Below are 23,774 nucleotides of genomic sequence, written 5' to 3'. Positions count from 1 at the left end.
CGTGCAAAGTGCTAGCAGGCATACTGAATGCCCAGTTTGTCGGCCACGGATCTGTCTGTGGCTACCAGCGCATCAGAACGTCCGACCGGCATAGAGCTGTTGCCCACCGGGGCCAGCAGCTTGCGCAGCTCGGAGTCAAAGGCCAGCATGTAATCCACAATGTTTTGCGCGCCCCTGTCCACGTCAAGGCGTTTGACCAGACGCGGATCCTGGGTGCAGATGCCCGTGGGACACTTGCCAGTATTGCAGGCGTTGCAACGCCCCTGCTCGTTGCCAACGCAGCCGAGCAGCTGAATGAGTATCTTGCCGATAATAACGCCATTGGCTCCGAGACAGATCATCTTGAAAGCGTCGGCCGCAGCGTTGCCCGAAAGGCCAATGCCGCCGCCCGCCCACAAGGGAATCTGCCCTTGCAGCCCCTGGGCCACGGCTGCCTGGTAACAGTCACGCAGTTTGGAGACAATAGGATGGCCTGTATGCTCCAGCGAAACCTCGTTGGCAGCGCCCGTGCCGCCCTGAATGCCGTCGATGAAAAAACCGCCGCAAATCTTGTAAGGATCGCGCAGCAGGTTGTTGTAAACGGAAACAGACGTGGCCGAGGCAGCGCACTTGATGGCTACAGGCACACGGAAACCAAAAGCCGCATTGAGCGAAAGGTGCATTTTCTGCACCGACTCTTCAATGGAATACAGGCCCTGATGGTTCGGCGGCGAATGCAGGGTGGCCCTGGGTACGCCACGAATGGCCTGAATGTGCGGCGCGACCTTGGCCGCGGGCAGCAGGCCGCCGTCGCCCGGTTTGGCTCCCTGCCCTATCTTGATGAGCACGCCAGCCGGGTCTGTCTTCATGCGGGGCATGGCCCTGATGATCCGGTTCCAGCCGAAGTGGCCTGAGGCGATTTGCAGGATCATGTACTTGAGCTGTTCAGACTCCAGCAACTTGCTCGGCATGCCGCCTTCACCAGAACACATCCGTACGGGCATGTCGCATTTTTCGTTGAGATACGCCGTGGCAACGGCAATGGCTTCCCAGGCTCTGGTGGACAGCGCGCCGATGCTCATATCACTGAATATGGCCGGGTACACCCAGTTTACCGTAGGGGTGCGGTCGGTAAGCACAAGACTTGAGCCCTCGACGCGCAAGGGCAGTTCCTGCGCCAGCATGACGCGGCCCAGGGGGGAACGGATGTCAAAGGTATGCCGTTCCGAGTCCAGGGCAGGGTCTGTCATCTGGCTTATGCGGCCCACAACAATGGAATCAAGCGTGCGGGGCATGGCAAGATTGCTGCGACCGCCGCGCTTGATGGGCCCGTGGCTGCGCGCCAGCAAGGGAAAGCGCTGGTCCACATTGCGCACAGGGCGAATGGCGCTGTTGGGGCATATTTTTTCGCACATGCCGCAACCAACGCAGGCATGCTCGATGCTGGGCTTTTGCGAAATGACGGGCCGGGCCATATGCTCTTGCGAAGGATCGGGAAAGGCCTTGCGCGAAAGCGTCACACTGCGGCGCATCATGGTCACTTCAATGGCATTGAATGTACAGGCGGCCACGCAGGAACCGCACATGGTGCACATTTCCGGACGGTAGTCTATCTTCCAGCGCAGATCGTTAACGCTGACATCCTGAGTTCTTACTGATTCCATCTTTGCACCGCCAAATCGTTGTCAATGACCACCATTTCCCTTTCGTGCGGATAGATGTCTTCCGCCACATTCCTGTTGGGCATAATGGCATTGAGGCCACACACCTCTGAAGCAATCGCCACCATATCCTTGTCGCGGCCGACCACCACAGGGCGCAGTTTTTTGGAGTCGCAGCAGGTCATCATTCTGCCGTCGGGCAGCAGGGCGATAATGGTGTTGGGCCCGTTGATCTCAAGATGGGCAAGAGATTCGCGGATAAGCCCCAGCACCTTGCTGTCGGCGCGCTGTTCGGCTTCCACAAAAGGCAGGGGCGTGATGACATGCTTGTAGTACCGGATGGGCCATTCAAGCTCGTGCAGCACGTAGTGCAAAGTGTAAAGAAAGTTCTGCGAGTCGGATTCAAAGCCTATGTAGCCTCTATGCAGGGCTTTCTGAAACTCTTTGTTCTTGGTGAAAAAGGTGTTTTCGCCGTTGGCGCAGAGGGTGTACCCCTGAAGAAAGAAGGGGTGGGCCGCATAGCGCACAATGTCGTAGTTGGTGTTTTGCCTGCACTGCGTGACGATGTTTCGTGCGGTGAGACGACCATCATCGTTCCAGAGACGAAAGTAGGTGGCGATGTCCGCCGGGTCGCCGATTTCTTTCAGCGTCAGCACGTCGGGCCAGAAGGAATACACAAAGCCGTTGCCGTCTTTTTCAAGCAAGGCGCGCAACTCAAGGCGCGTGTCCAGCAGGAGGTCTTCGCGTTCAGCCTGACTACGGTAGCGGTAGATCTCGGGATAGTCGTAGTTGCGAAAAACGTAGCGCGGCATGGCTTCAATCTTCAGGCCGGGCTTTTTGTCCACTTCCGGCACCCACTGCGCCACCTGCACAAAGCCTTTTTCTTCCATGAAATCGTTGGCAAGCTGCACGCCCTGAGGAGTACAGGCCAAAGAAAGCAAAGGCTTATCCTTATAGTGGCTGAACACGCCCTCAAGGTCCTGCATGACCATGGCGAAGCCGGAGTTATCGTGTCCTTCCTGTTGTGGCAACATAAGGTTGAGCGCCACTGAGGGGGACACTGGCGTCTTGCTCTTGATAGAGCCTATTCTACACATATCTGTAACCTCGGTAAAAAGCGTCACGGAAAGACCGGTCCGCAATACGCGGCAACCGCAACACTGATGTACCCGCAATGGGGGAGGCGCCAATTGAAAGCTCGATTGGGCGCAAACGCGCAACCAATGAGCGGTGATCGAAATTCGGTTTCTACAGCCTTGGGGAGGCCGGGCAATCCGGTGGATTGCCGAAACCGCGCTGGCGGGCAATTTCGGTCACTGTCACAGGGGGGAAAATGACCTTGCTACAAACGGCAATGATAAGCAAGAACTTACGGCGGGTAATTTTAAAAAATTCTTTTCACATTCAAACCGGCCCTATGCGCGTGGCTACACAGTATTTTCCTGTAACCAGCGGGGATGCCAGCCGTGCTGCCCCTGCGCCATGCCCCAATATGCCTTCTTGCCGAAGGGACATAAAACGAGGATGATGCCCGACGTTTGCATCACTCAAAAAAATTCCAGGGTGGTAATGCCTCCAGGAACAGGGAGATATCGCATGGCCATGCCAACTATCAGCATTGACGAAAACCTCAAGACTGCCTGGCCTGCGACGCATGTGGGCTGCCTCTGCTACTCGGTTGACGTCTGTCCCAAAAATCAGGATCTCTGGGATTTCTATGAAAAAACCTTTGCTCCGTTGCTGGAGCAAAAGCTTGCCTCCACAGCCCTTCCAGACATGCCCAACATTGCCCAGGCCCGCGCAGCCTATAAAGCCTTTGGCATTGATCCGGGCAGGCACAGGATTTCATCCGAAGCCCTGTACCGGCGCGTTCGCCAGGGAAAAGCCCTGTACCAGATTAATTCTCTGGTTGACGCCAACAATCTGGTGTCGCTTGAAACGGGTTTTTCGCTGGGGTCATACGACGCCGCGCATATAGGACAAAAAATTGTGTTACGCTTGGGGCAGCCGGGCGAAGGCTACGCCGGTATTGGCAAATCAGGCATGACCCTTGAAAACATGCCGGTGCTGGCCGATGACTCAGGCCCCTTTGGCAGCCCCACCAGCGATTCGACACGGGCAATGATCACTGACGGCACCAGGAAGGCAATTACTGTTATTTATTCTTTTTCAGGCCTTGAGGCGCTGACCGACTGCCTTGATCTGGCAAAGCGCTGCTTCAACCGTTACGCTTGTGTTGGGGAGCCGCTTGTCACTGTTATTTGATGTGGCAATGGTTATGGCGAGCTTTTGAATATGAAACAAAAGATGCGCCGGAAGCATCCCAAAAGGCCTCCAGCGCATCTTTTTCAATTGTATAAAACTTGCCCTGATCGCGCTACACCTCACTGCGAACAGGGTTTGAAGAAACATCCGCTCCGGCAAAAATGGCTTGTTTCAAACTGTCATTGGACAAGGCCGCCAGCTTTGCCACAACGTCCTGGTCAAAGCCCGGATCGCGTTTGAGCAACGTGATAGCCTCCTGCGGTTCCATGCCCGCCCGGTAGGAACGCGGGCTGACCATGGCGCAAAAAGCGTTGACCACGGCCAGGATGCGCGCGTTGGGCGTGATTTCGTCGCCGCGCAGCTTACGCGGCTGCCCGGTGCCGTCAAGCCGCTCTCCCATCTGGTAAACGGCATCGGGCACTGGCAGGCCGAACTGCAAATCCTGCAATACCCTGTGGGCGTATTCTGGCGCCCGCATGACTTCACTCTGCTCTTCCGGTGTAAGCTTGCCTGTCTTGGTCAGCAGTTGGTGAGGCACAAAAATCTTGCCGACCTGAGAGAGGCGGGCCGCGAGGCGCAGTGTTTCTTTATTTTCATTGGAAAGTTCCATGGTTGTGCACAGAAGTTCCACCACCTGCTCCATTTTCTGCGAATGCCCAATAAGGTTCACATCCACGCTTTCAATGGCACGCACCAATGCCGCAGTACTGCTGGCCTGCCGCTCACGGGCGGCTTCTGCCCTGCGCCGGAATTCCGTGATGTCCTGAAAAATACCCACGCATCCGCCTGAAACAGGCGATTCCATCTGCAACCTGTCTTCAAAGGGAAAAAGCGTTACCCGGTACAAACGGAATCCCTGCGGCTGATCGAGCGATATCTCTATGCTGCCTTCGGTCTTGTTAGCCGCCACCCTATCCATGCCTTGCAGCAAGGTTGCGGCAGCGTCAGGCGGCAGCAGGTCAGCAACGCCGCAGCCAGCGATATCTTGTTCAGACTTTCCCACGATGGCGTTAAAGGCAGGGTTGCACATCTGTACCTGACCCTGGCTGTTGATCATCAGCAGACCCGCCTGGAGTGAGGCGTTTACGCTGTCCAGCATAAGCTTTTGCTGGCGAATAAGGAGGTAGAGGCGCATAAAATGATTGGCGGTTGTGCGGTAGGCGCGCCCCGCTATGCTGGCCCACACAAAGGCAACCAGCAGGGCTGAGCCCAGGCTGCCGAGAATGCCGAGGCCGTAAATCTGATGAGCCTGATTCTTCAGCACCGCATCAACTTCACTGGCAGGAACTTCCAGAACAACCCACCAGTCGAGTCCGCTGACATAGCTGCCCAGGGAATACACTTCGCCCTGTTCCCCAATGCCCGGTCTGCGCTTGAACGTGAGGCTGCTTTTATCCATCTGCGCCCCTGTCGGGAGCAACTCAGCCTTGCCGCCACGCAGGCTGATGCCCTGTAGGGCATTGCCTTCACTCTGCACAATGCAGGGACGGATTTCCCGATGCTGCTCCTGACTCAGCGACAGAAAGGACACCAGGGCCCTGTCCACGGGAATTGTGGCCAGCAGAGCCGCAACAGGTTTGGTGCTGCCCTGCCCCAGGACTTCGTAGAGCGGATCAACCATGTCAATGACAAGGTTCTGCCCAAGAACGCGCACAGGGCTAAAGGTCAGAGCCTTGTCGGTCATTGCTTCGCGTACCAGTTCCGTTTGCATTTCCGTTAAGGGACCATCATGTTCCTGCGCAATCAGGGGCTGGCCATTGGGCATGACAATACGGGCTGCTATCCACTGCCTGCTGCGGACAAAATCACGCAGAAGGTCCTGCATGTAGGGCAGCTGCTCGGCCAGCGAGTGCAGGGCCTCGTCACTGCTTGATTCCGCATCGGGAGCCGTGAGCCTTATGGCGCCGTCTGCCCCAAGGTTAGAAACATCGACAGCAAAAAGTCGAAACATTTCAGCCGAGCTGATAAAACGCGACTGTTCTGCAAGACCATTGTGCCATGAATGGATGGCCTCTAGAGACTTGTCCATCCAGACCTGCTCCATGTCGCGCTGATTATTCAGGATTTCCTGCGAGACATTTCGGATCTGAAGCGTGCACAACACATACGCCACAGCGGCGGCCACGGCGAAAAGCGCCAGGCTGACCGCTGCAATTACGGCTTTTTTCAGGCGGTACTTGCTGGCCACGCTTTGGGCGTCCATTTCCTGCATCTTCATAATGTTACCTACTTTACTTTGCGACCTTTCAGGTGCGCCCAGCGGCCCACTTCATTCACCGAATACTGCGGACTGTACTGCCTGATCCGGCTGTGGGACAAAACGGCATTACTGAGATTATCAAGTATATAGGCGTCGCCGTCCATGTATACAGCCAGAACGGCGTGTGCCATGTTTCGCACGGTATCGCGAACGACCACGATGCGCATGTTCTCGCGTGATATGCCAAGCTCTTTAAGCATAAAATACTTGACTATTGCGTAATCTTCACAATCGCCAGATTTTTTCAGAAACTCAGCCGGTATGGCCCAGTAATCCTCAACACCCCAGTTAACGATATCTTCCTTGTAGGGCCAGGTATTCCAGAATGAGTTGACATGACGCAGAAGATCCATGGGGCTCTTGCCCTGCACTTTTTCCTTAAAACCATCCCAGGTGACATTTTTTTTAAAATATTTGCCTGGAATAAAGATGGGGTCTTTTGCATTGCGCTTGAGCAGATCAAGCCAGTTTGGCAAGGAAGACAGCGGACGTTTGAACTCCACAGTCCCAAAAAGCTGAACCTTGGCCCCGGACGTGCCGGACTTTATGTCTGCAGGTTTGGCAGGCGATTTTGACGCCGCATCCGAGGCGGGTGCGGTCGTCTCGTCCCTAACGTCTGACGGGGCTTGCGCACCTGATGCGGCATCCCCAGGGGCAGTTTTATCCGCATCCGCGCCCACATCTGGGAGGGAAGCATTGCTTTCATCCTGCGTGGCGGCAAGCGCGTCATCCCCTGCGGCATCCTCTTCAAGCGGCGGCGTGGGGCTTTCAATATCTGTCTGGTCAGCCCGTCGGACAGAAGGACGCGGCGGAACCTGTCTGCCAGGCGTATTCTGCGGAGCGGGCTCCAGCTGGTCGACCCTGTCAAACGTCGTCGTTATGGGACGGTCTGGGGCGTAATCGTCGCCAACAAGACCACCGGCAACAAACGTCGTGCCCGTGCGTGCGCCTGCATTGGCGGAAGCAGGGGTAAAGTGCCGCCAGGCAAAGGCCGCCAGCAGAAATACCACTGTCACAGACAGGGCTATTATCAGAGAATTACGCAGTCGACGGTTATTTTTCATGTAGGGATGTTACGGTGGGGTTACACTAAAATGTCGGCTTTTTTTGTAAACTATATTGTACTGGTTGTCGCGTCCAGATGCAAAAAAGGCTTTCGCCGTTGAAACCCGGTATTTGTTTTAGCCTGCTGGCCATACTTCGGCATCTTTGCATTGGACCTTTACCCCGCAGATGGTATAGATTTTTTCGGCTGCACATGGTTGAGGGTCAGATTCATTGTAATCCTGGACAACAGAAAGCATGGCGGAGAAAAATATGAACAAATTTGATGTAGTCATTATTGGCGGCGGCCCTGGCGGAGTAAAAGCCGCCCGCGTTCTGACCAATGGCGGCGCAAGCGTCGCCATTGTTGAAAGCGCCCATTGGGGCGGCGTGTGCCTGAACTGCGGGTGCATACCCACAAAGATGCTGCTGGGCGCTACCGCCCCCAAAGGGCTGCTGCGCGGCCTCGAGCGCCAGCGTGTGGCCAAAGGCGCCATTGATATAGATTACGACGCATTGCAAAAGCGCATCCAGCGGTTTACGCGAGGCTCCGCTCAGACTTTGGCCAAGGGGCTTGAGCAGGCTGGAGCTGTTTTGTTCAATGGACGTGGCCGCTGCGCAGGCCCACACCTTGTGGAAATTCTTGACGCAGACGGCGCTGTCAGCGCCACCCTTGAGGCCCGCCATATCATTCTGGCCACGGGTTCGCGCTCTGCGGCTTTTCCCGGGCTTAGCCCCGATCATGAATCCGTGCTGGACAGTACGGACATGCTTGCCATACCTGCGGTGCCCGAAAGCCTTATTGTCGTTGGCGCAGGAGCCATTGGCCTTGAAATGGCCGATTTTTTCAACGCCATGGGTTGCAAGGTGACAATAGTGGAAGCCGCTTCACACATTGCCCCCACTGAAGATACTGATATAGGCGTCGAGATGCAAAAGCTTCTCGGTAAAACGGGCATTACCTGCATTTGCGGGATCAAGGCGTCCTCGTTGCTCACCCGTGACGGTCAAGCTGTGCTCACCCTTGAAGACGGCAGCGAGCTGCGGGCTGAAAAAGCCCTTGTGGCTGTGGGCCGTACGCCCAATACAGACAGTCTTTGCGCTGAAAAAGCCGGATGCACATTAAATCCGCGCGGTTTTGTGAGCGTTAACGAATATCTCATGGCCGCTCCCGCCGTATATGCCATCGGCGACGTGAACGGGCAGACCCTGCTGGCCCATGCCGCCGAACATCAGGGCGACTACGTTGCGCGGCACATTCTTGAGAAAGACCCCGATCCCTACGCATCCGGCCCTGTGCCGTCATGCGTTTACGGCAGCCTTGAAATCATGCGGGTGGGCATGACGGAACGTCAGGCCCTGGCGGAAGGCGGCGAAGTTATGGTGTCTCGCGCTCAGTTGATGTCCAATGCCATCGCCCAGGCAGGCGGAGATGCCTGCGGATTTGTAAAAGTCATATGGCGCAATGGCTCAATTGCGGGAATCGCCGCTTTGGGACACGGTGTTTCCCACCTTGTGACCGTGGCCCAGCTATTGCTGATCGGCCAGTATTGCGAGGAACGCCTGCACTCCTTCATGTTCGCGCATCCAACTCTGGATGAAATTTTGCACTCGGCTCTGGAGGCCCCACGCCAGACAATTGATTGATGGCTCACGCACAGAGCGCTTCAGCGGCGTCTCGATTTTATGTTGCGGGTTTATCCTCCAAAATCGTGACGCCGCTGACGTGTTTTTTATATTTACGCAATTTTGGATGCCAAAAGCCTTGTCAGACGTAGTTAAGTTAGCGTAACAATTTTTCCCGCCAAAAAATCAGAGTGGTTTTTTATAGCGTAATCCTGACCCATCCCCCACAAGGAGAACGATGATGTCCTACGTGCAGCGCGTAATAAGCAATCTTCAGGACAGATATGCCTACGAGCCCGTATTCCTTCAAGCTGTACAAGAAGTGCTGCACAGTTTGCAGCCCGTATTGGACAAAAATCCTCAATACGAGCGCTTTAAAATCCTTGAGCGCCTTGTTGAGCCAGAACGCACCGTTTCTTTTCGTGTGCAGTGGGTCGATGACAACGGCCAGGTTCAGGTCAATAAAGGTTTCCGCATCCAATACAATTCTGCCATTGGCCCCTACAAGGGCGGCCTGCGTTTTCACCCCAGCGTGAATCAGGGAATACTGAAATTTCTGGGGTTTGAGCAGATTTTCAAAAACTCCCTCACTGGCCTTGCCATCGGCGGCGCCAAAGGTGGCGCGGATTTCGACCCCAAGGGCAAATCTGATATGGAAGTCATGCGTTTTTGCCAGGCTTTCATGAGCGAATTGTTCCATCATATTGGAGCCACCGTTGACGTGCCCGCTGGTGACATCGGCGTGGGCGGACGGGAAGTGAGCTATCTTTACGGCCAGTACAAGCGCCTTACACACAGCTACGAAGGCGTGCTTACGGGCAAGAATCTGCTTTTTGGCGGTTCATTGGTGCGTACTGAAGCTACGGGATACGGGGCGGTTTACTTTGCGCAGAGCATGCTCGACGCCAGGGGTAAAAGCCTTGAAGACAGAACTTGCGTGGTTTCCGGCGCTGGCAACGTGGCCATCTATTGCTGCGAAAAGCTCTATCAGGTCGGCGCCAAGCCCGTCACCGTGTCTGACTCGCGCGGCATGATTCATGATCCTGAAGGCATCAAGGTGGACGTGCTCAAGCAGGTCAAAGAAATTGAGCGCGCATCCTTGAGCCGCTACGCGGAAATAGTCCCTTCCGCCGTATACACCCCGGTGAGCAGCTATCCTGAAGGACGCAATGCCGTGTGGTCAGTACCCTGCTTTGCGGCCTTTCCCTGCGCGACGCAGAACGAACTGAACCTTGAAGACGCCAAGGTACTGCTTGCCAATGGCTGCCAGTGCGTGGCTGAAGGCGCAAACATGCCCTCCACCCTGGATGCCATGCACGCCTTCCTTGATGCGGGCATTTGTTACGGCCCCGCCAAGGCGGCCAATGCGGGCGGCGTTGCCACAAGCCAGCTTGAAATGGCCCAGAATGCCAGCATGCAAAGCTGGTCCTTTGACGCTGTGGACAACAAGCTTCGCCAGATCATGAATAATATCTTTATGAGCGCCGCTGAAACGGCTGCGGAATTCGGCGTGCCCGGCAACCTCGTTGTTGGCGCGAACATCGCGGGCTTCTGTAAGGTGGCTGATGCCATGGTGGCACAGGGCGTCTAGCAGCCAGCCCCCATAGCACGGATTGTAAAAGCCGGAGGCTCCACGGGGCTTCCGGCTTTTGGTATATGAGCGATGTCACTTTGAACTGATTTGTGGGGGAGGGACCCTTTTGTAAAAGGGTCGCCTCCCCCACGCCCCCTCCCCCTAAAACTCTTATTGTACCTTGGTAAATACAATGGCTTTTCTGATTTGAAGGGGTAGCAAAAACTTTGTCCTCAAGGCATCCCACCCTGTAAAATTTATCTGCTCCGGTATCTGTACCGCGTCACCGCATACGCCAATGCGAGTTTTATTGCACCAGCTGTTAGGGGTGCAGTGTTTTTTTGATGATTTCAAGCCCGCGTGAAATTTCTTCATGCGTTAAGTGCGAATAGCCAAGGATTATCTCGTGGGCATGGCTGCCGTTAGCGCTCAGGCAATAGCGCTCAACCGGGTGCACCTTCACTCCCTTGCCATAAAGTGTTTCCGTCACTGCATCTGTAAACACAATGTCTGAAAAGCTGGCCACAAGATGAAGACCCGTCGCCTGCCCTTTGACTGTCACCCCACTGCCAAAGTTTTTTGCCAGACACTGCAGCAAATGGCTTCTTTTACGGGCGTAGATTTTTTTCATTTTCCAGATGTGCCGCTCAAGTCCGCCCTTGCTGATGAATGCTGCAAGGGCATACTGCGAAAGAGCATCGGTATGCACATCCATATATTTTTTTTCTCTTTTCCAGTCGTCCATCATACTCTCTGGTATGATGGCAAATCCGAGGCGCAAGGCCGGGGCAAGAATTTTACTGAAAGAACCCAGATAGATCACCATTTCAGGATCAAGTTCATAAAGCGCACTTGTGGGCGCGCCCTCGTAGCGAAACTCGCTGTCGTAATCGTCTTCAACCACGGCGCATGACATTTCGCGGGCAAAACGTACAAGGGCCTGACGCCGCTGAATGGGTAAAATCGCGCCCAGAGGGTATTGATGGGATGGCGTCGTATATACAAAAGCCACATCCGGCCTGGGCGCTGCAAGAAATTTCTGTAAGGACGACACATCCATGCCTTGTGCATCCACGCCAATCCCCTGCACGCGCAGCCCGGCGCGCGTCACTACCGCCGCCATTCCTGTATGCGCGGGATCTTCCACAAAGACGACATCCCCTTTTTTGCGCAGCAATCGCGCCACAAGACTCAATCCCTGTGTAGAACCTGACGTTATCATGACACGGTGCGGTGACACCCTGATTCCCCGCATCCTGAAAAGATATGCTGCAATGGCCTCGCGCAAGTCCCATACGCCTTCCGAGTCGCCATAGCGGAAAGAGGCTGAAGGCAATGATTCGCTGACGCGGGCGTAAATTTTTGCCCAGTCCCCCTTGGGGAAGGCATTCAGGTCCGGGATACCTGAACGAAAGCTGATAATTTCGCTGTTCTGCTCTTTGCCAGTGTGCCGCTCATCAGGCCGGAGCCGGGCTGGAGCATCGGCAACATGCGTGCTCGCCATGGCGACAATGCCCCGCGCAACCGTTGTACCTGACCCCTGACGGGTTTCCAGATAGCCTTCCGCAATCAACTGATCATAGGCTTCCAGAACAGTGCTTCGCGCGATGTTCAGGTCTTTGCCGAGCGCCCTGCTGGAAGGCAGTTTTTCCTTTTCACGCAACGCCCCAGAAAGGATAAAAAACTTAATTTTTTCATATAGCTGTCGTGAAACAGGCACCCTGCATTTTTTATCTGGCATGAACCACATATGTTCTCCTGAAAAAGTGGTCTGACAATATTCTATAAAAAGTGGCTCTGTTAAATACCATTTTTTATAAATATATGCAGATCAGGTCAAGAGCAAGAAGCCTTACCGCAATGGCTCGAAAATCAGCCATTGGGGATCTGGAAGGTAGTCAACCAACTGTGTCAGGTGAAAAATGAACAGACAGATGAAAGCGTACTGCTACCTTGCCATGGCGATGACCATTGCGGGCAGCGCGGTGGTGGCTGGCAAAATAATCGTTTCGGACATTCCCATTTTTTTGGGCGCAGAACTGGGCATTGCCTTCAGCCTCCCATTTCTGCTTTTCCCCGCACTGCGTCGACATAAAAATGCGTGGCCCTCAAACCGTAAAACGCACATGATTCTTTTTGCGCAAGGGCTTTGCGGTGTTGTGCTTTACCGCATTTTCATGTTCTGGGGGTTAAAGCACACCTCAGCGACAGCGGCTGGTCTGATTGGCAGCACGGCCCCGGTGCTTATAGCTTTTTTTGCGGTACTGCTGTTGCGCGAAAAGCTACCTGGTTCCCGGCTTGCTGGCGCTGCCTGTGTTTCCATAGGCATCACTGCCATGAATATCATGCCATTTCTTGAAAATTCAGTGGAGGCCGGGTCCACCCTGCTTGGGAACTGCCTTGTGCTGGCGGCGATCCTGTGTGAATCCCTGTTTTCGGTCATGAGTAAATCCCTGTGCCAGCCCAAGTCCGCACTGCTCAGAACAACCATAGTCACTCTGTACGCATTTACCTGCCTTTTGCCCTTGGCGCTGTATGATGCGGCTGGCTATGATTTTGCGCGCATGAACATACCGTCAATAGTATGTCTGGCATACTATGGCTTCTTTGTTTCTTTTCTTTCGTATGTGTTCTGGTTCAAAGGCGTAGCCGAAGTGCCTGCCGGAGTGGCTGGATCGTTTACGGGATTTGTGCCGTTAAGCAGCATCGTTTTTTCCTGGCTTGTCTTGCACGAACACATAGAGCTTATACATTGGATTGGACTTCTCTTTGTTTTAACAGGGATATTCTTTTCCTGTGCCTCTGACGCACTGCCGGGTACAAGAATATCGCCCATCAGGACTTCCTCAAAAAAGCATGTTTAAACCATCCTGCGCCAATGAGTGCTGGGCAGCATAAAAATCTTCGCCCTGCTTGGATCTGGAAGCAAAGCAAAAAACCGGCAACCTGCTCAAAATGATAGCTGCAAGTGCAGCCATTTCACTTGATGACCAGAAAACCAGAAACCACCCGCAAATTGCGGGTGGTTTCTGGTTTTTGAAAATTCGGTCGGCCTTATGCGGGGCGTCCCGTATCAGCACAGACCGCTAAGCCGTTTGATGGCCTCTTCCGTATCTTCGGGCGAACCAAAGGCGGTCAGGCGCACATAGCCTTCGCCGGAAGCGCCAAAGCCTGCGCCAGGTGTGCAGATCAGGGCAACCTGCAATAATCTGTCAAAGAATCCCCAGGAATCCGTGTCGCTGGGCACGCGCACCCATATATAGGGAGCGTTCACGCCGCCATACACGGAAAGGCCCATTTCGCTCACGGCAGTGCGCAACATGTCGGCATTACGCTGATATCCTGCGATCACCCCCATGATTTCCTTGTGCCCCTGTTCGCTGTACACAGCCTCGGCCGCGCGCTGAACAATATAGGGGCAGCCGTTATACTTGGTGCACTGGCGGCGATTCCACAGCGCATTGAGGCTGACCTTGCCACCCTTGCCGTCGCTGATCTGCAAGGCCTTGGGCACCACGGTATAGGCGCAACGCAGGCCGGTAAATCCGGCCGTTTTTGAGAAACTGCGAAACTCTACGGCCACTTCCTGCGCGCCCTCAAGCTCATAGATGCTGTGCGGCACATCAGGGTCAGTGATAAAGGCCTCGTAGGCAGAATCATACATGATGACGCAGCCTTCGCGCCGGGCATAGTCAACCCAGCCCTGCAGGGCCGCCCGTGAAAGCACCGTCCCTGTGGGGTTATTGGGATAGCAAAGGTAGATCAGATCCGGCCGCACCTTGGGAAAATCGGGCACAAAGTCGTTTTCCTTAACGCATGGCAGATAGACAATGTTGCTCCACTGCTTGCCTTCCATTTCACCGGATCGGCCAGCCATCACATTGGAGTCAACATAAACGGGATACACGGGGTCGGTGACAGCCACGAGGCTGTCCTGGGCAAAAAGCTCCTGAAAATTGCCCACATCGGGCTTGGCACCGTCACTGACAAAAACTTCATCGGCACTCAGGTTCACACCACGGGCCTTGTAATCATACTCGACAATAATGTCGCGTAAAAAGGCATACCCCTGTTCTGGCCCGTAACCATGAAAATGCGCGGCATCGCCCATTTCATCCACAGCCTTGTGCAGCGCGTTGATAACGGCGGGCACAAGGGGGCGCGTAACGTCGCCAATACCCAGACTGATGACACGCTTGTCGGGGTTCGCCTCCTTGAAGGCAGCCACCTTGCGGGCAATGTCGGCAAAAAGGTAGTTGCTTTGCAGCTTGAGAAAATTGCTATTTACGGTAGTCATTTGTGGCCCCTGTGATCAGATATAATATTCTCCGGCAAAGACGGTTACAGCCCCGCCGGTCATGTGTACGTGGTTGCTGCTTTCATCCCAATGGATTTTCAGCGTTCCGCCCTTGAGTTCCACCTCAACGTCGCGCCCGGTATAGCCATTGAGCACGCAGGCCACGGCAACGGCGCACGCGCCTGTACCGCAGGCCAGCGTTTCTCCCGCGCCGCGCTCCCAAACACGCATGCGCACCCTGGTGGATGAAAGAACCTCGACAAATTCCGTGTTCGTGCGCTTGGGGAACAGGGGGTGGTGTTCAAAACTCGGCCCCATACGGGGCAAGTCCAGATCATCAATGCCCTTCATGAATATAACGGCATGCGGGTTGCCCATGGACACGGCGGTGATTTCATACAACTGGCCGTTCACATCCACGGGGTGCGCCACAAAGCGCTGCTGGCCGCCGTCTGGCGATGCCTCTGTAAGCACGGGGATTCTTGAAGGGGTCAGTTCGGGTTCGCCCATGTCAACGGTAGCGCCGCAGACTTCGCCAGCCTCGAACAGCAGACGCACAACCTTCACGCCTGCGCCTGTCTCGACCGTGATCACGTCTTTAACCTGGATACCGTGGTCGTACACGTATTTGCCAACGCAACGCACGGCATTTCCGCACATTTCCGCCTCAGACCCGTCAGCATTGAACATGCGCATACGTACATCGGCTGATGCCGAGGGTAAAATGAGCACAAGCCCATCAGAGCCAACGCCAAAATTGCGGTTGCTAATTGTCCGGGCGAGTTCGCCAGGACTATCAACGCGCTCTTCAAAGCCATTGACATAGACATAATCATTGCCGATGCCCTGCATCTTTGTAAAGCGCAATGCGGCAGCCATATATTTCTCCTTTCCTGTCAAATCAAAAGCGAACAAAGCCCCGAATGAACATTATTGACTATATACTCAATACCCAAATTATTCTGATTCAAAATAAAAGTAAATATAGGGCTTACGACGCCACATAAAAGGTGGAGAGCCGCCAGACTCTCCACCTTGTGGCCACCGGCCTTCGCCGTCCGTTGCGGCGAACGGCGAGGCCCGTGGCTCCCTGCGGCTTGCCGCAAGGGCCGATGACAGGGAGACCACCTTCCCCCCCGGGATGAGACTCCTGTCATCAACTTTCTGGAAAAGCGCTACGCGTCACTGTCCTCCGTGCGGTTGAACGGTATGAGACGCTCACTGTGCATCGACGTTGCTGCCTAATGCACCCACAACAGTTCCGCATACTTGGGCAGCACCCACAAGGTGTCGTCCACCATGCATTCAAGGGCATCGGCATGTTCGCGACACTTGTGCATGGCCGTAAGGATGCAGTCACGCGCGGCCTTGGCTTCTTCAAGCGCACCATACGTTTTGTGGGTCTTGGCAATGGCCGCTTCCAGTTCGGCAACGCCCTGTTGCAGAGCTACAACATGACCCCGCAGGGTGTTGAAGGAGGCTTCTTCAGCAGCAGCGCCCTTTTCACCAAGCACGGCACGGGTTTTGAGCACAGCGTCAGCGGCATTGGCCTGAGCCACTACGCACTGGGGCAGCACTGAGGTACGCAGCATATCAAGCATGAGGTTGCCCTCGATGCAGATGGTTTTGCAGTAGTTTTCAAGCAGGATTTCCTGGCGCGAAAGAATTTCGCGTTCAGTAAGGATGCCATGACGCAGGAAAACATTCATGACGTCCGGATCACTGTAGTGCTCCAGAGCCGTGACGGTATTGTTGTGGTTGGGGAGGCCGCGACGGGCAGCTTCCTCAGCCCAGGATTCGGCATAGCCGTTGCCGTTGAACACCACAGGCATATGCTCTTTAAAGAGACGGGGCAGCAATTCCTGCAGGGCGGTGTTCAAATTCGTCCCGGCAGAAACGGAAGCCTCGAGCTCGGTGGCAATGTCGTCCAGAGCGCAGGCCACAGCGGCGTTGAGCACAATGTTCACGGGCGCCACGGACTGTGAAGAACCAACCGCGCGGAATTCAAACTTGTTGCCGGTGAAGGCAAAGGGGCTCGTGCGGTTGCGGTCGGCAAGATCCACAGGCAGGGGCGGCAGTGTCGACACGCCGACTTCCATAAAGCCGCTCTTCTTGTTCTTTGAGCCGCGTCCATTCATTATGCCTTCGAGCACGTCGGTCAGCTGCTCGCCAAGATACACGGACAGGATAGCCGGGGGCGCTTCGTTGGCGCCAAGGCGATGGTCGTTGCCCGCGCCCACAGTGCCGAGGCGCAGCGCCGTGCTGTGCTTGTGCACCGCACGCAGGACGGCGGCCAAAAAGACCAGGAACTGCGCATTGTCCTGAGGCGTCGTGCCGGGGTTGAGCAGATTCTGGCCTTCGGAGTCTCCCATGGACCAGTTATTGTGCTTGCCGCTGCCGTTGACGCCCGCAAAGGGTTTTTCATGCAACAGGCAGATAAAACCATGCCTGCCCGCCAGGTGACGCATCATATTCATGGTAAGCATGTTATGGTCGCAGGCGATATTTGCCTCTTCATACACGGGCGCAAGCTCGAACTGGCCGGGGGCCACTTCGTTGTGCCTGGTTTTGGCGGGAATACCCAGAGCCAGCAGCTCTTTTTCCACGTCCTGCATGAAGCTCATGACACGACCGGGAATGGCGCCAAAGTAATGGTCTTCCATTTCCTGACCCTTGGGAGAAGGCGCACCCAACAGGGTACGGCCTGCCAGCATGAGGTCGGGACGCAGGGCCGCAAGGTTTTTATCCACCAGAAAATACTCTTGTTCCGGGCCTACCATGGCCCGCACATAGCTGGCCGACTGGTTGCCAAACAGACGCAGAACGCGCAGCGCCTGCCTGGACAGAGCCGAGATGGAGCGCAGCAGAGGAATCTTGCGGTCCAGGGCTTCACCGGAATACGAATAGAAGTACGTGGGGATGTGCAGTGTGGCCCCGTAGGGTGCGGGAATAATGAACACGGGAACAGAGGGGTCCCACGCTGTGTAGCCGCGGGCCTCAAAGGTTGAGCGAATGCCGCCGGACGGGAAGGAAGACGCGTCAGGCTCGCCGCTGATAAGCATCTTGCCTGAAAACTCGCTGATAACCTGACCATCGGACGTGGGCGACAAAAAAGCGTCGTGCTTTTCAGCCGTGAGGCCGGTCATGGGATGGAACCAGTGCGTGTAGTGGGTTGCACCATTTTCGATGGCCCAGTCTTTCATGGCATTGGCCACGACATCAGCGATTTCGGGGTTCAGGCGTTCACCGTCGCGAATGGTCTTGGCCAGCTTGCGGTAAACATCCTTGGGCAGACGCTTGCGCATGGTGGAAAGGCCGAACACGTAGCGGCCAAAACCTTCTTCAGCGCCGCACCCGCATTCATCCTTGCTGGAGGGCATGACAGGGGCGGTGTTTATAGCCTTGAACAAAGCCTTTTTACGGGGGGAACTCATACGTTTTCTCCTTTATCCTTTAAACAAAATTTGGTTTCATTGGGGGGGCAACTCTTACAGAGCCGCATCGCCACGTTCGCCCGTACGGATGCGGATGGCATCCTCCACATCACTGATGAAAATCTTGCCGTCGCCAACCTGGCCTGTTCTGGCCGTGTTCATTACCGCATTGAGTACAGACTCCAGCATGTCCTCATGCAGTACGATTTCAACTTTTACCTTGGGGAGGCAATCTACTTGCATGATGTTTCCCCTGTACACTTCTGTATGCCCGCGCTGCCGCCCAAACCCCTTGATTTCAGTGTAATTGAGGCCATGGATTCCCAATTCTGAGAGTATATCCCTGACTTTTTCAAACATGCCGGGCCGGATGATAATTTCTAGCTTTTTCATTCTGATGTTCCTTTTTTCGGCAAGCCTTACATATTGTAGCCGCGTTCGTTATGTTCGCCGAGATCAAGGCCCGTAAATTCTTCTTCAGGCGCGATGCGCAGGCCGACGAGAGCGTCCACGACATAAAGGATTACGCGAGTGGCAATGTAGACGAATACCCAGGTGCTGATGATGGAGACAACCTGAATCCAGGCCTGACGGGGATTGCCATAAAAGAGTCCATCCACATTGTTGATGGCGGCGCTGGCGAAAAGACCGGTTGCAAGCGCGCCCCATGTGCCCCCAAGACCGTGAATGCCGACCACGTCAAGGGCATCGTCATAGCCAAGCTTGCCCTTCATGAACACGCCGCCGTAGCACACAAGACCACCAACGAATCCGATAAGCATGGCGGGCAGAACTTCGACATAGCCCGCGCCAGGTGTGATGGCTACCAGCCCGGCCAGCGCGCCCGATATTGCGCCAAGGCTCGTGGGCTTGCCAGTGTGCTTCCATTCGATGAGCATCCAGCCGAGAATACCGCAGGCAGAGGCCATATGTGTCGTTACCAGAGCCTGGCCGGCAAGTGCGCCGGCGGCCAGGGCGCTGCCCGCATTGAAACCGAACCAGCCGAACCAGAGGATGCCGCCGCCAAGCAGGGTAAGGGGCAGACTGTGCGGGCTGTGCTGCGTTCCAGTGGACAACCGCGGGCCAAGAGCCTGAGCGCAGGCCAGGGCCGCAGCACCAGAAGACATGTGGACAACCGCGCCGCCCGCGAAGTCAAGAGCGCCCATGGAGCCCATCCAGCCGCCGCCCCACACCCAGTGAGCCATGGGGGCATAGACGCATATGAGCCAAAGTCCGGAAAAAAGGAGCATGGCGGAAAAACGGATGCGTTCAGCGTACGCGCCTGAAATCAGGGCAACGGTAAGTACCGCGAACATGCACTGAAAACCCATGAAAACAGTGTGCGGCAATTGAGGGGCCATGGGGGCGGATTCACCGCCGACTCCCTTCAGAAAGAGATAATTGAGGTTGCCGATCAGTCCGCCCACGTCGTCGCCAAAAGCCAGGGTGTACCCCACGAAGGCCCACAGGACAGAGATAAGTCCCAAACAGGCATAGCTGTGCATATGTGTGGAAAGTACGTTGCGTGCGCGAACCAAACCACCGTAAAAAAGGGCCAGAGCCGGGGTCATTAGCATGACCATAGTGGCGCAGATGATGATAAATGCGGTATCCGAGGCGTTCATACGGGCATCCTTGATCTTTACGGCCAACCTGGCTGCATCGTGTGAAAATCTTCTGTTGATGCAGCATCGGCGAACCGTGTTGACTGAACCTCTTCGGCGGATCGGCGCCAGATCCGCCACAACGACACACTGCCGTTGCCAGTACATACCCACTTAGGCATTATCCATGCCAAAGGCGAAAACCACCTGCGTAACTTAAAATAACACACTACTATTTATTAATATTTTTTCTCTACCTACGATCTTTCTCCTCTTGATCGCCCTCTTTATCTGTCATTTTTATACAATTTTGTAGAAAAAAATTATCGCCAGCCAATGGGCCACTGACCTAAAATGAGATGATTTAATAAAATATAATAATATCATGTGATTATATTAATTTTTAAAAAATATACGTTTTTGTAGATTTTAACTTGCAAAAGGGCGTGTTCTGCCCAAAAAATGTGATAAGCCTGAAGCAGCAAGCTGTTTCAGGCTTATCATGTGTGTGAGCACGATGGCTTATTAAAATTACAAAAACGTAGATTTTCTCGGCAGGAGGACGATGCGCTGGCTTCTCACACCAAGGGGAAAAACACGGCAAAATTCTTGTAACGGTCTATTTTCATGAAAAAAAATATCAATACATACAAGCAGGCAAAGACTTTGTCGCAAGTATTTTACATGCGCTCCCGCTTAAGCCGGAACTCCTTGTAATTGATGCCATATTTTTTCATGCGCAAGGCCATTATTCTTTCGGTCAGCCCAAGGCTGGCGGCGGCCTTGCCCATCTGGCCCTGGCTGAACTCAAGAGCTTCCACAATGGAGGCCCGCTCCAGCTCGTCCAACTGATCCTGCAAGCTGCCGGAAAATCCCGGCCGCAGAGTGCACACATTTTCTCCGTTTACAGTGGTACAGTGGGCACCGTGCAAAGCGGGCGGCAAGTGCTGGGGCAGCACCAGGCCTTCACGGCCAAGAAGAAGCACTGCCCGCTCCATTACGTTTTCCAGTTCACGGATATTGCCAGGCCAGGCATAGCGTTGCAGCATATCCATAACGGCCAGGGAAAGGCGCACATTTTCGCGCCCATTGGTCTGCGCAAACTTTTTGATGAAGTGGTTGGCAAGAGGCAGGATATCCTCTGGACGGCCACGCAGCGGAGGCAGGTATATGGGAAAAACATTGAGGCGATAAAAGAGGTCCCGACGGAACGTTTCCTGATTGACCATGTGTTCAAGATTTCGGTTGGTTGCGGTGATGAAACGCACATCAACATAATGCGTTTCCATACCGCCCAGACGTTCAAAAGCTCTTTCCTGTAAAACCCGCAGAAGTTTGGCCTGCGTCATGAGCGAAAGTTCGCCGACTTCGTCCAGAAACAGCGTGCCGCCGTTGGCCAGTTCAAAGCGGCCCTTGCGGGTTGCATTGGCCCCTGTGAACGCGCCGCGCTCGTGCCCGAAGAGTTCGCTTTCAATGAGGCTTTCAGGCAAGGCCGCGCAGTTGAGCGAAATAAAGGGCTTGCTGGCGCGAGCGCTGCCAACGTGTATGGCCCGTGCCGCCAACTCCTTGCCTGTTCCTGATTCACCCTGCAAAAAAACCGTTGTAGCTGATGGCGCAACCTGTGCTATCTGCGCATAAACCTTTTGCATTCCTTCTGAATTGCCGACAAATCCCCTGGGGCGTAATGGTGATGATGTCTCTTCATCCATCCTTCCCTGAGTTTCCAGGGCAGAATGCCCCAGCAGGGTGGAGACAATAGTCAAAAGGCGCATTTCATCTTCAAGCGTTGCCTCATCCACCAGCAAATGGTCAACTGACAGCGCGCCCACCACCTGATCATTGAGCCGTATGGGAACACAGAGGAAGGATATCCCTTCTTTACCCAAGTCCCGCGAGCGGGTGCGGTTAAGAAAAAGCGGTTCTTCAGACACATTGGAAATATACATGGGGCGGCCACTTTCAATAACCCGGCCCGTGATCCCCTCGCCGCGCACGTAACGACCGCGACGCAGCTCGGCAGGCTTGAGGCCATAGGCCGCTTCAGTCCGTATTTCACCTGTATGGGGAGATATGAGCGTGATGGCGCCGCGCATCATATGAAGATGGCCCGCCATAAGCATAAGAGCCTTATTCAGCGCCTGCACAAGATCTGTAGTGGTATTAACCACTTCGGCGAGATCATAAAGCAGCTTGAGTTGCTGCTCATGGAGGTCGCCCGCAGGATTAGAAAGAGAAAGCGCTTGACTGACGCTTTCTTGGGGGGAAGGAGTGGTTTTGCTCATGTGCCAAATATACTCCACCAATGCGGGCCATGCAATTGGTCAAAGGTAGGGCGAAATGGCTCTACCCAGGACACTAGGCAGAGCAACTTTGAAATGCTTCTCATTTCAAAGTTTTCATTCAGCCGAAAAATGCGATTTTCGGCTGAATCCACGCCACGTTGTGGCGCGCTGCACGAAAGTGCAGCGTTAGAGCATTTACACTTTTTCAAAGTAAAATGCTCTAGGGGACACCCTGACGAAAAACCTAAAAAAGGGCTGAACATGACGATCAGCCCTTTTGACAGCTACACAGCCTTCATATGCCAATTCTTTGCCAGCTAGGCATTTGCCCTTCCAATGCAGAAATAGGCAAAGCCATGGGCAGCCATCGTGGTCGGTGAATACAGGTTGCGCCCGTCAAAAAGCAGGGGCGCGGTCAAAAGGGAGCGAACTTTTGCAAAATCCGGGTTGCGGAACTGGTTCCATTCGGTCACGACCATCAGCGCCTGCGCGCCCTGGCAGGTCGCATACTGGTCGTCCACAATTTCCACCAGCTTGTTATCGGCAAAAATCGCTCGGGCATTTTCGGCGGCAACAGGGTCAAAAGCCCTGATTTTCATCCCTCGGGATGTCAGTTCGTTGATAATGGTAATGGCGGCTGCTTCACGCATATCATCGGTATTTGCCTTGAAGGCCAGACCCCACATGGCCAGGGTCTTGCCCGCCACGCCGCCCTGAGGCGCAAAATATTCTTCAACTCGGCTGGCCATATACTTTTTCTGCCTGGCGTTCACAGCTTCAACGGCATTGAGCAGTTCCGGCCTTACGCCCGCATTTTCAGCAGTACGGATAAGCGCCTTCACATCCTTGGGAAAGCATGAACCGCCATACCCTACGCCAGGATATATGAACTGGTAGCCGATGCGGGAATCAGAACCGATCCCGGTGCGCACGTCACGCACGTCCGCCCCGACCTGCGTGCAAATGGTGGCGATTTCATTGATAAATGAAATTTTTGTGGCCAGCATGCAGTTGGCGGCATACTTGGTCATTTCAGCGCTGCGCACGCCCATGACAATGATTTTGTCGCGGGTGCGGGCAAAAGGCGCGTAAAGTTCGCGCATAAGCGCGGCGGCATTTTCCGAATCCGTGCCAATGACCACGCGGTCGGGCTTCATGAAGTCAGAAATGGCGTCGCCCTCTTTCAAAAATTCGGGGTTTGAAACCACATCAACATGCAGATCCACACCACGCTTGGTCAGTTCTTTTTCAATAAGGCCTCGCACCTCATCCGCCGTGCCCACCGGCACTGTGGATTTGTCCACAACGACCATGCTTTTCTGCATATGCTGGCCGATCTCGCTGGCCACCTGGCGAACATAGCTCAGATCGCAAGAACCATCGGGCTGGGGCGGCGTACCTACGCAAATAAACGCGCAATCGGCTTCTGCAATGCCTTCCGCAAGCGAGGTGGTGAAGGTCAGTCGGCCATCGGCACGGCTGTGGCGCACCATGGGCTCAAGGCCGGGCTCAAAAATATGGACAGAACCAGCGTTCAGCTTGTCCACTACAGCAGGGTTAACATCAACGCAGCTCACGGTATTGCCCATTTCAGCGAAGCAGGCGGCACTCACCAGGCCCACATAGCCGGTGCCGACAATGCACAATTTCATGTAGTATTCTCCCTGTATTAAAACAGACCGCACCCTTGACGTTACAACCGGGAACGGGTCAAAATAATTCGTCGAGTGGCTGCATATACGATATTTT

Annotated in this window: 16 protein-coding genes; 4 read left to right on the top strand and 12 right to left on the bottom strand. The window is 54.6% G+C overall.

Going from position 1 to position 23,774, the window contains the following annotated elements:
- Positions 1 to 11: 11 nt before the first annotated feature.
- On the bottom strand, positions 12 to 1,643 hold the full coding sequence (locus RBR41_RS01920; RefSeq protein WP_320350561.1) for a glutamate synthase-related protein: 1,632 nt from the start codon (positions 1,641 to 1,643) through the stop codon (positions 12 to 14).
- Positions 1,631 to 2,737, bottom strand: a complete 1,107-nt coding sequence (locus RBR41_RS01915; protein WP_320350559.1) for a glutamate synthase — start codon at positions 2,735 to 2,737, stop codon at positions 1,631 to 1,633. The genes RBR41_RS01920 and RBR41_RS01915 overlap by 13 nt, the downstream gene beginning before the upstream one ends.
- A 499-nt stretch (positions 2,738 to 3,236) precedes the next feature.
- On the opposite strand from RBR41_RS01915, the gene RBR41_RS01910 reads away from it, so the two are divergent.
- Entirely contained in the window at positions 3,237 to 3,905 is a 669-nt protein-coding gene (locus RBR41_RS01910) for a B3/4 domain-containing protein (RefSeq protein ID WP_320350557.1), read from the top strand.
- 112 nt (positions 3,906 to 4,017) lie between these two features.
- On the opposite strand, the gene RBR41_RS01905 is transcribed toward RBR41_RS01910, so the two are convergent.
- Both RBR41_RS01905 and RBR41_RS01900 read right to left on the bottom strand, forming a co-directional pair.
- Positions 4,018 to 6,123 carry an HD domain-containing phosphohydrolase gene (locus RBR41_RS01905; RefSeq protein ID WP_320350555.1) on the bottom strand — a complete coding sequence of 702 codons (2,106 nt, stop codon included), beginning with the start codon at positions 6,121 to 6,123 and terminating at the stop codon, positions 4,018 to 4,020.
- Between the two features lie 8 nt (positions 6,124 to 6,131).
- Positions 6,132 to 7,229 (bottom strand): transglutaminase-like cysteine peptidase, encoded by a 1,098-nt coding sequence (locus RBR41_RS01900; protein WP_320350553.1) that lies wholly within the window; start codon positions 7,227 to 7,229, stop codon positions 6,132 to 6,134.
- A 253-nt stretch (positions 7,230 to 7,482) separates the two neighbouring features.
- On the opposite strand from RBR41_RS01900, the gene RBR41_RS01895 reads away from it, so the two are divergent.
- Both RBR41_RS01895 and gdhA read left to right on the top strand, forming a co-directional pair.
- Positions 7,483 to 8,856, top strand: a complete 1,374-nt coding sequence (locus tag RBR41_RS01895) for an NAD(P)/FAD-dependent oxidoreductase (RefSeq protein WP_320350550.1) — start codon at positions 7,483 to 7,485, stop codon at positions 8,854 to 8,856.
- Between the two features lie 220 nt (positions 8,857 to 9,076).
- On the top strand, positions 9,077 to 10,426 hold the full coding sequence (gene gdhA, locus RBR41_RS01890; RefSeq protein WP_320350548.1) for an NADP-specific glutamate dehydrogenase: 1,350 nt from the start codon (positions 9,077 to 9,079) through the stop codon (positions 10,424 to 10,426).
- A 304-nt stretch (positions 10,427 to 10,730) separates the two neighbouring features.
- Here the strand turns inward: gdhA and RBR41_RS01885 are convergent, their stop codons facing one another.
- Complete coding sequence (locus RBR41_RS01885) at positions 10,731 to 12,158, bottom strand: PLP-dependent aminotransferase family protein (protein ID WP_320350546.1); 1,428 nt, start codon at positions 12,156 to 12,158, stop codon at positions 10,731 to 10,733.
- A gap of 172 nt (positions 12,159 to 12,330) precedes the next feature.
- Here RBR41_RS01885 and RBR41_RS01880 point away from each other — a divergent pair, with 172 nt between their 5' ends.
- Entirely contained in the window at positions 12,331 to 13,272 is a 942-nt protein-coding gene (locus RBR41_RS01880) for a DMT family transporter (RefSeq protein WP_320350544.1), read from the top strand.
- Positions 13,273 to 13,481: 209 nt separating this feature from the next.
- Here the strand turns inward: RBR41_RS01880 and RBR41_RS01875 are convergent, their stop codons facing one another.
- The 7 genes from RBR41_RS01875 to RBR41_RS01845 all read right to left on the bottom strand — a co-directional run bounded on the left by RBR41_RS01875 (position 13,482) and on the right by RBR41_RS01845 (position 23,677).
- Complete coding sequence (locus tag RBR41_RS01875; RefSeq protein ID WP_320350542.1) at positions 13,482 to 14,705, bottom strand: LL-diaminopimelate aminotransferase; 1,224 nt, start codon at positions 14,703 to 14,705, stop codon at positions 13,482 to 13,484.
- Positions 14,706 to 14,720: 15 nt separating this feature from the next.
- Complete coding sequence (dapF, locus tag RBR41_RS01870; protein WP_320350541.1) at positions 14,721 to 15,584, bottom strand: diaminopimelate epimerase; 864 nt, start codon at positions 15,582 to 15,584, stop codon at positions 14,721 to 14,723.
- 362 nt (positions 15,585 to 15,946) lie between these two features.
- Complete coding sequence (locus tag RBR41_RS01865) at positions 15,947 to 18,139, bottom strand: glutamine synthetase III (RefSeq protein WP_320350539.1); 2,193 nt, start codon at positions 18,137 to 18,139, stop codon at positions 15,947 to 15,949.
- Positions 18,140 to 18,193: 54 nt separating this feature from the next.
- Positions 18,194 to 18,532, bottom strand: a complete 339-nt coding sequence (locus RBR41_RS01860) for a P-II family nitrogen regulator (protein WP_320350537.1) — start codon at positions 18,530 to 18,532, stop codon at positions 18,194 to 18,196.
- Between the two features lie 26 nt (positions 18,533 to 18,558).
- On the bottom strand, positions 18,559 to 19,764 hold the full coding sequence (locus RBR41_RS01855; RefSeq protein ID WP_320350535.1) for an ammonium transporter: 1,206 nt from the start codon (positions 19,762 to 19,764) through the stop codon (positions 18,559 to 18,561).
- A 659-nt stretch (positions 19,765 to 20,423) separates the two neighbouring features.
- Positions 20,424 to 22,025, bottom strand: coding sequence for a sigma-54 interaction domain-containing protein (locus tag RBR41_RS01850; RefSeq protein ID WP_320350534.1), 1,602 nt, complete (start codon positions 22,023 to 22,025; stop codon positions 20,424 to 20,426).
- A 317-nt stretch (positions 22,026 to 22,342) separates the two neighbouring features.
- The gene (locus RBR41_RS01845; protein ID WP_320350532.1) at positions 22,343 to 23,677 is read right to left on the bottom strand and encodes a UDP-glucose/GDP-mannose dehydrogenase family protein; all 1,335 of its coding nucleotides are present in this window, start codon (positions 23,675 to 23,677) and stop codon (positions 22,343 to 22,345) included.
- Between the last annotated feature and the right edge of the window lie 97 nt (positions 23,678 to 23,774).

Origin of the sequence: Desulfovibrio sp. (genome assembly GCF_034006445.1) — a bacterium.
Classification (GTDB): Bacteria; Desulfobacterota; Desulfovibrionia; order Desulfovibrionales; family Desulfovibrionaceae; genus Desulfovibrio.
Note: the sequence above shows the minus strand (reverse complement) of the source record. Positions and strands in the feature narration are given on the sequence as shown.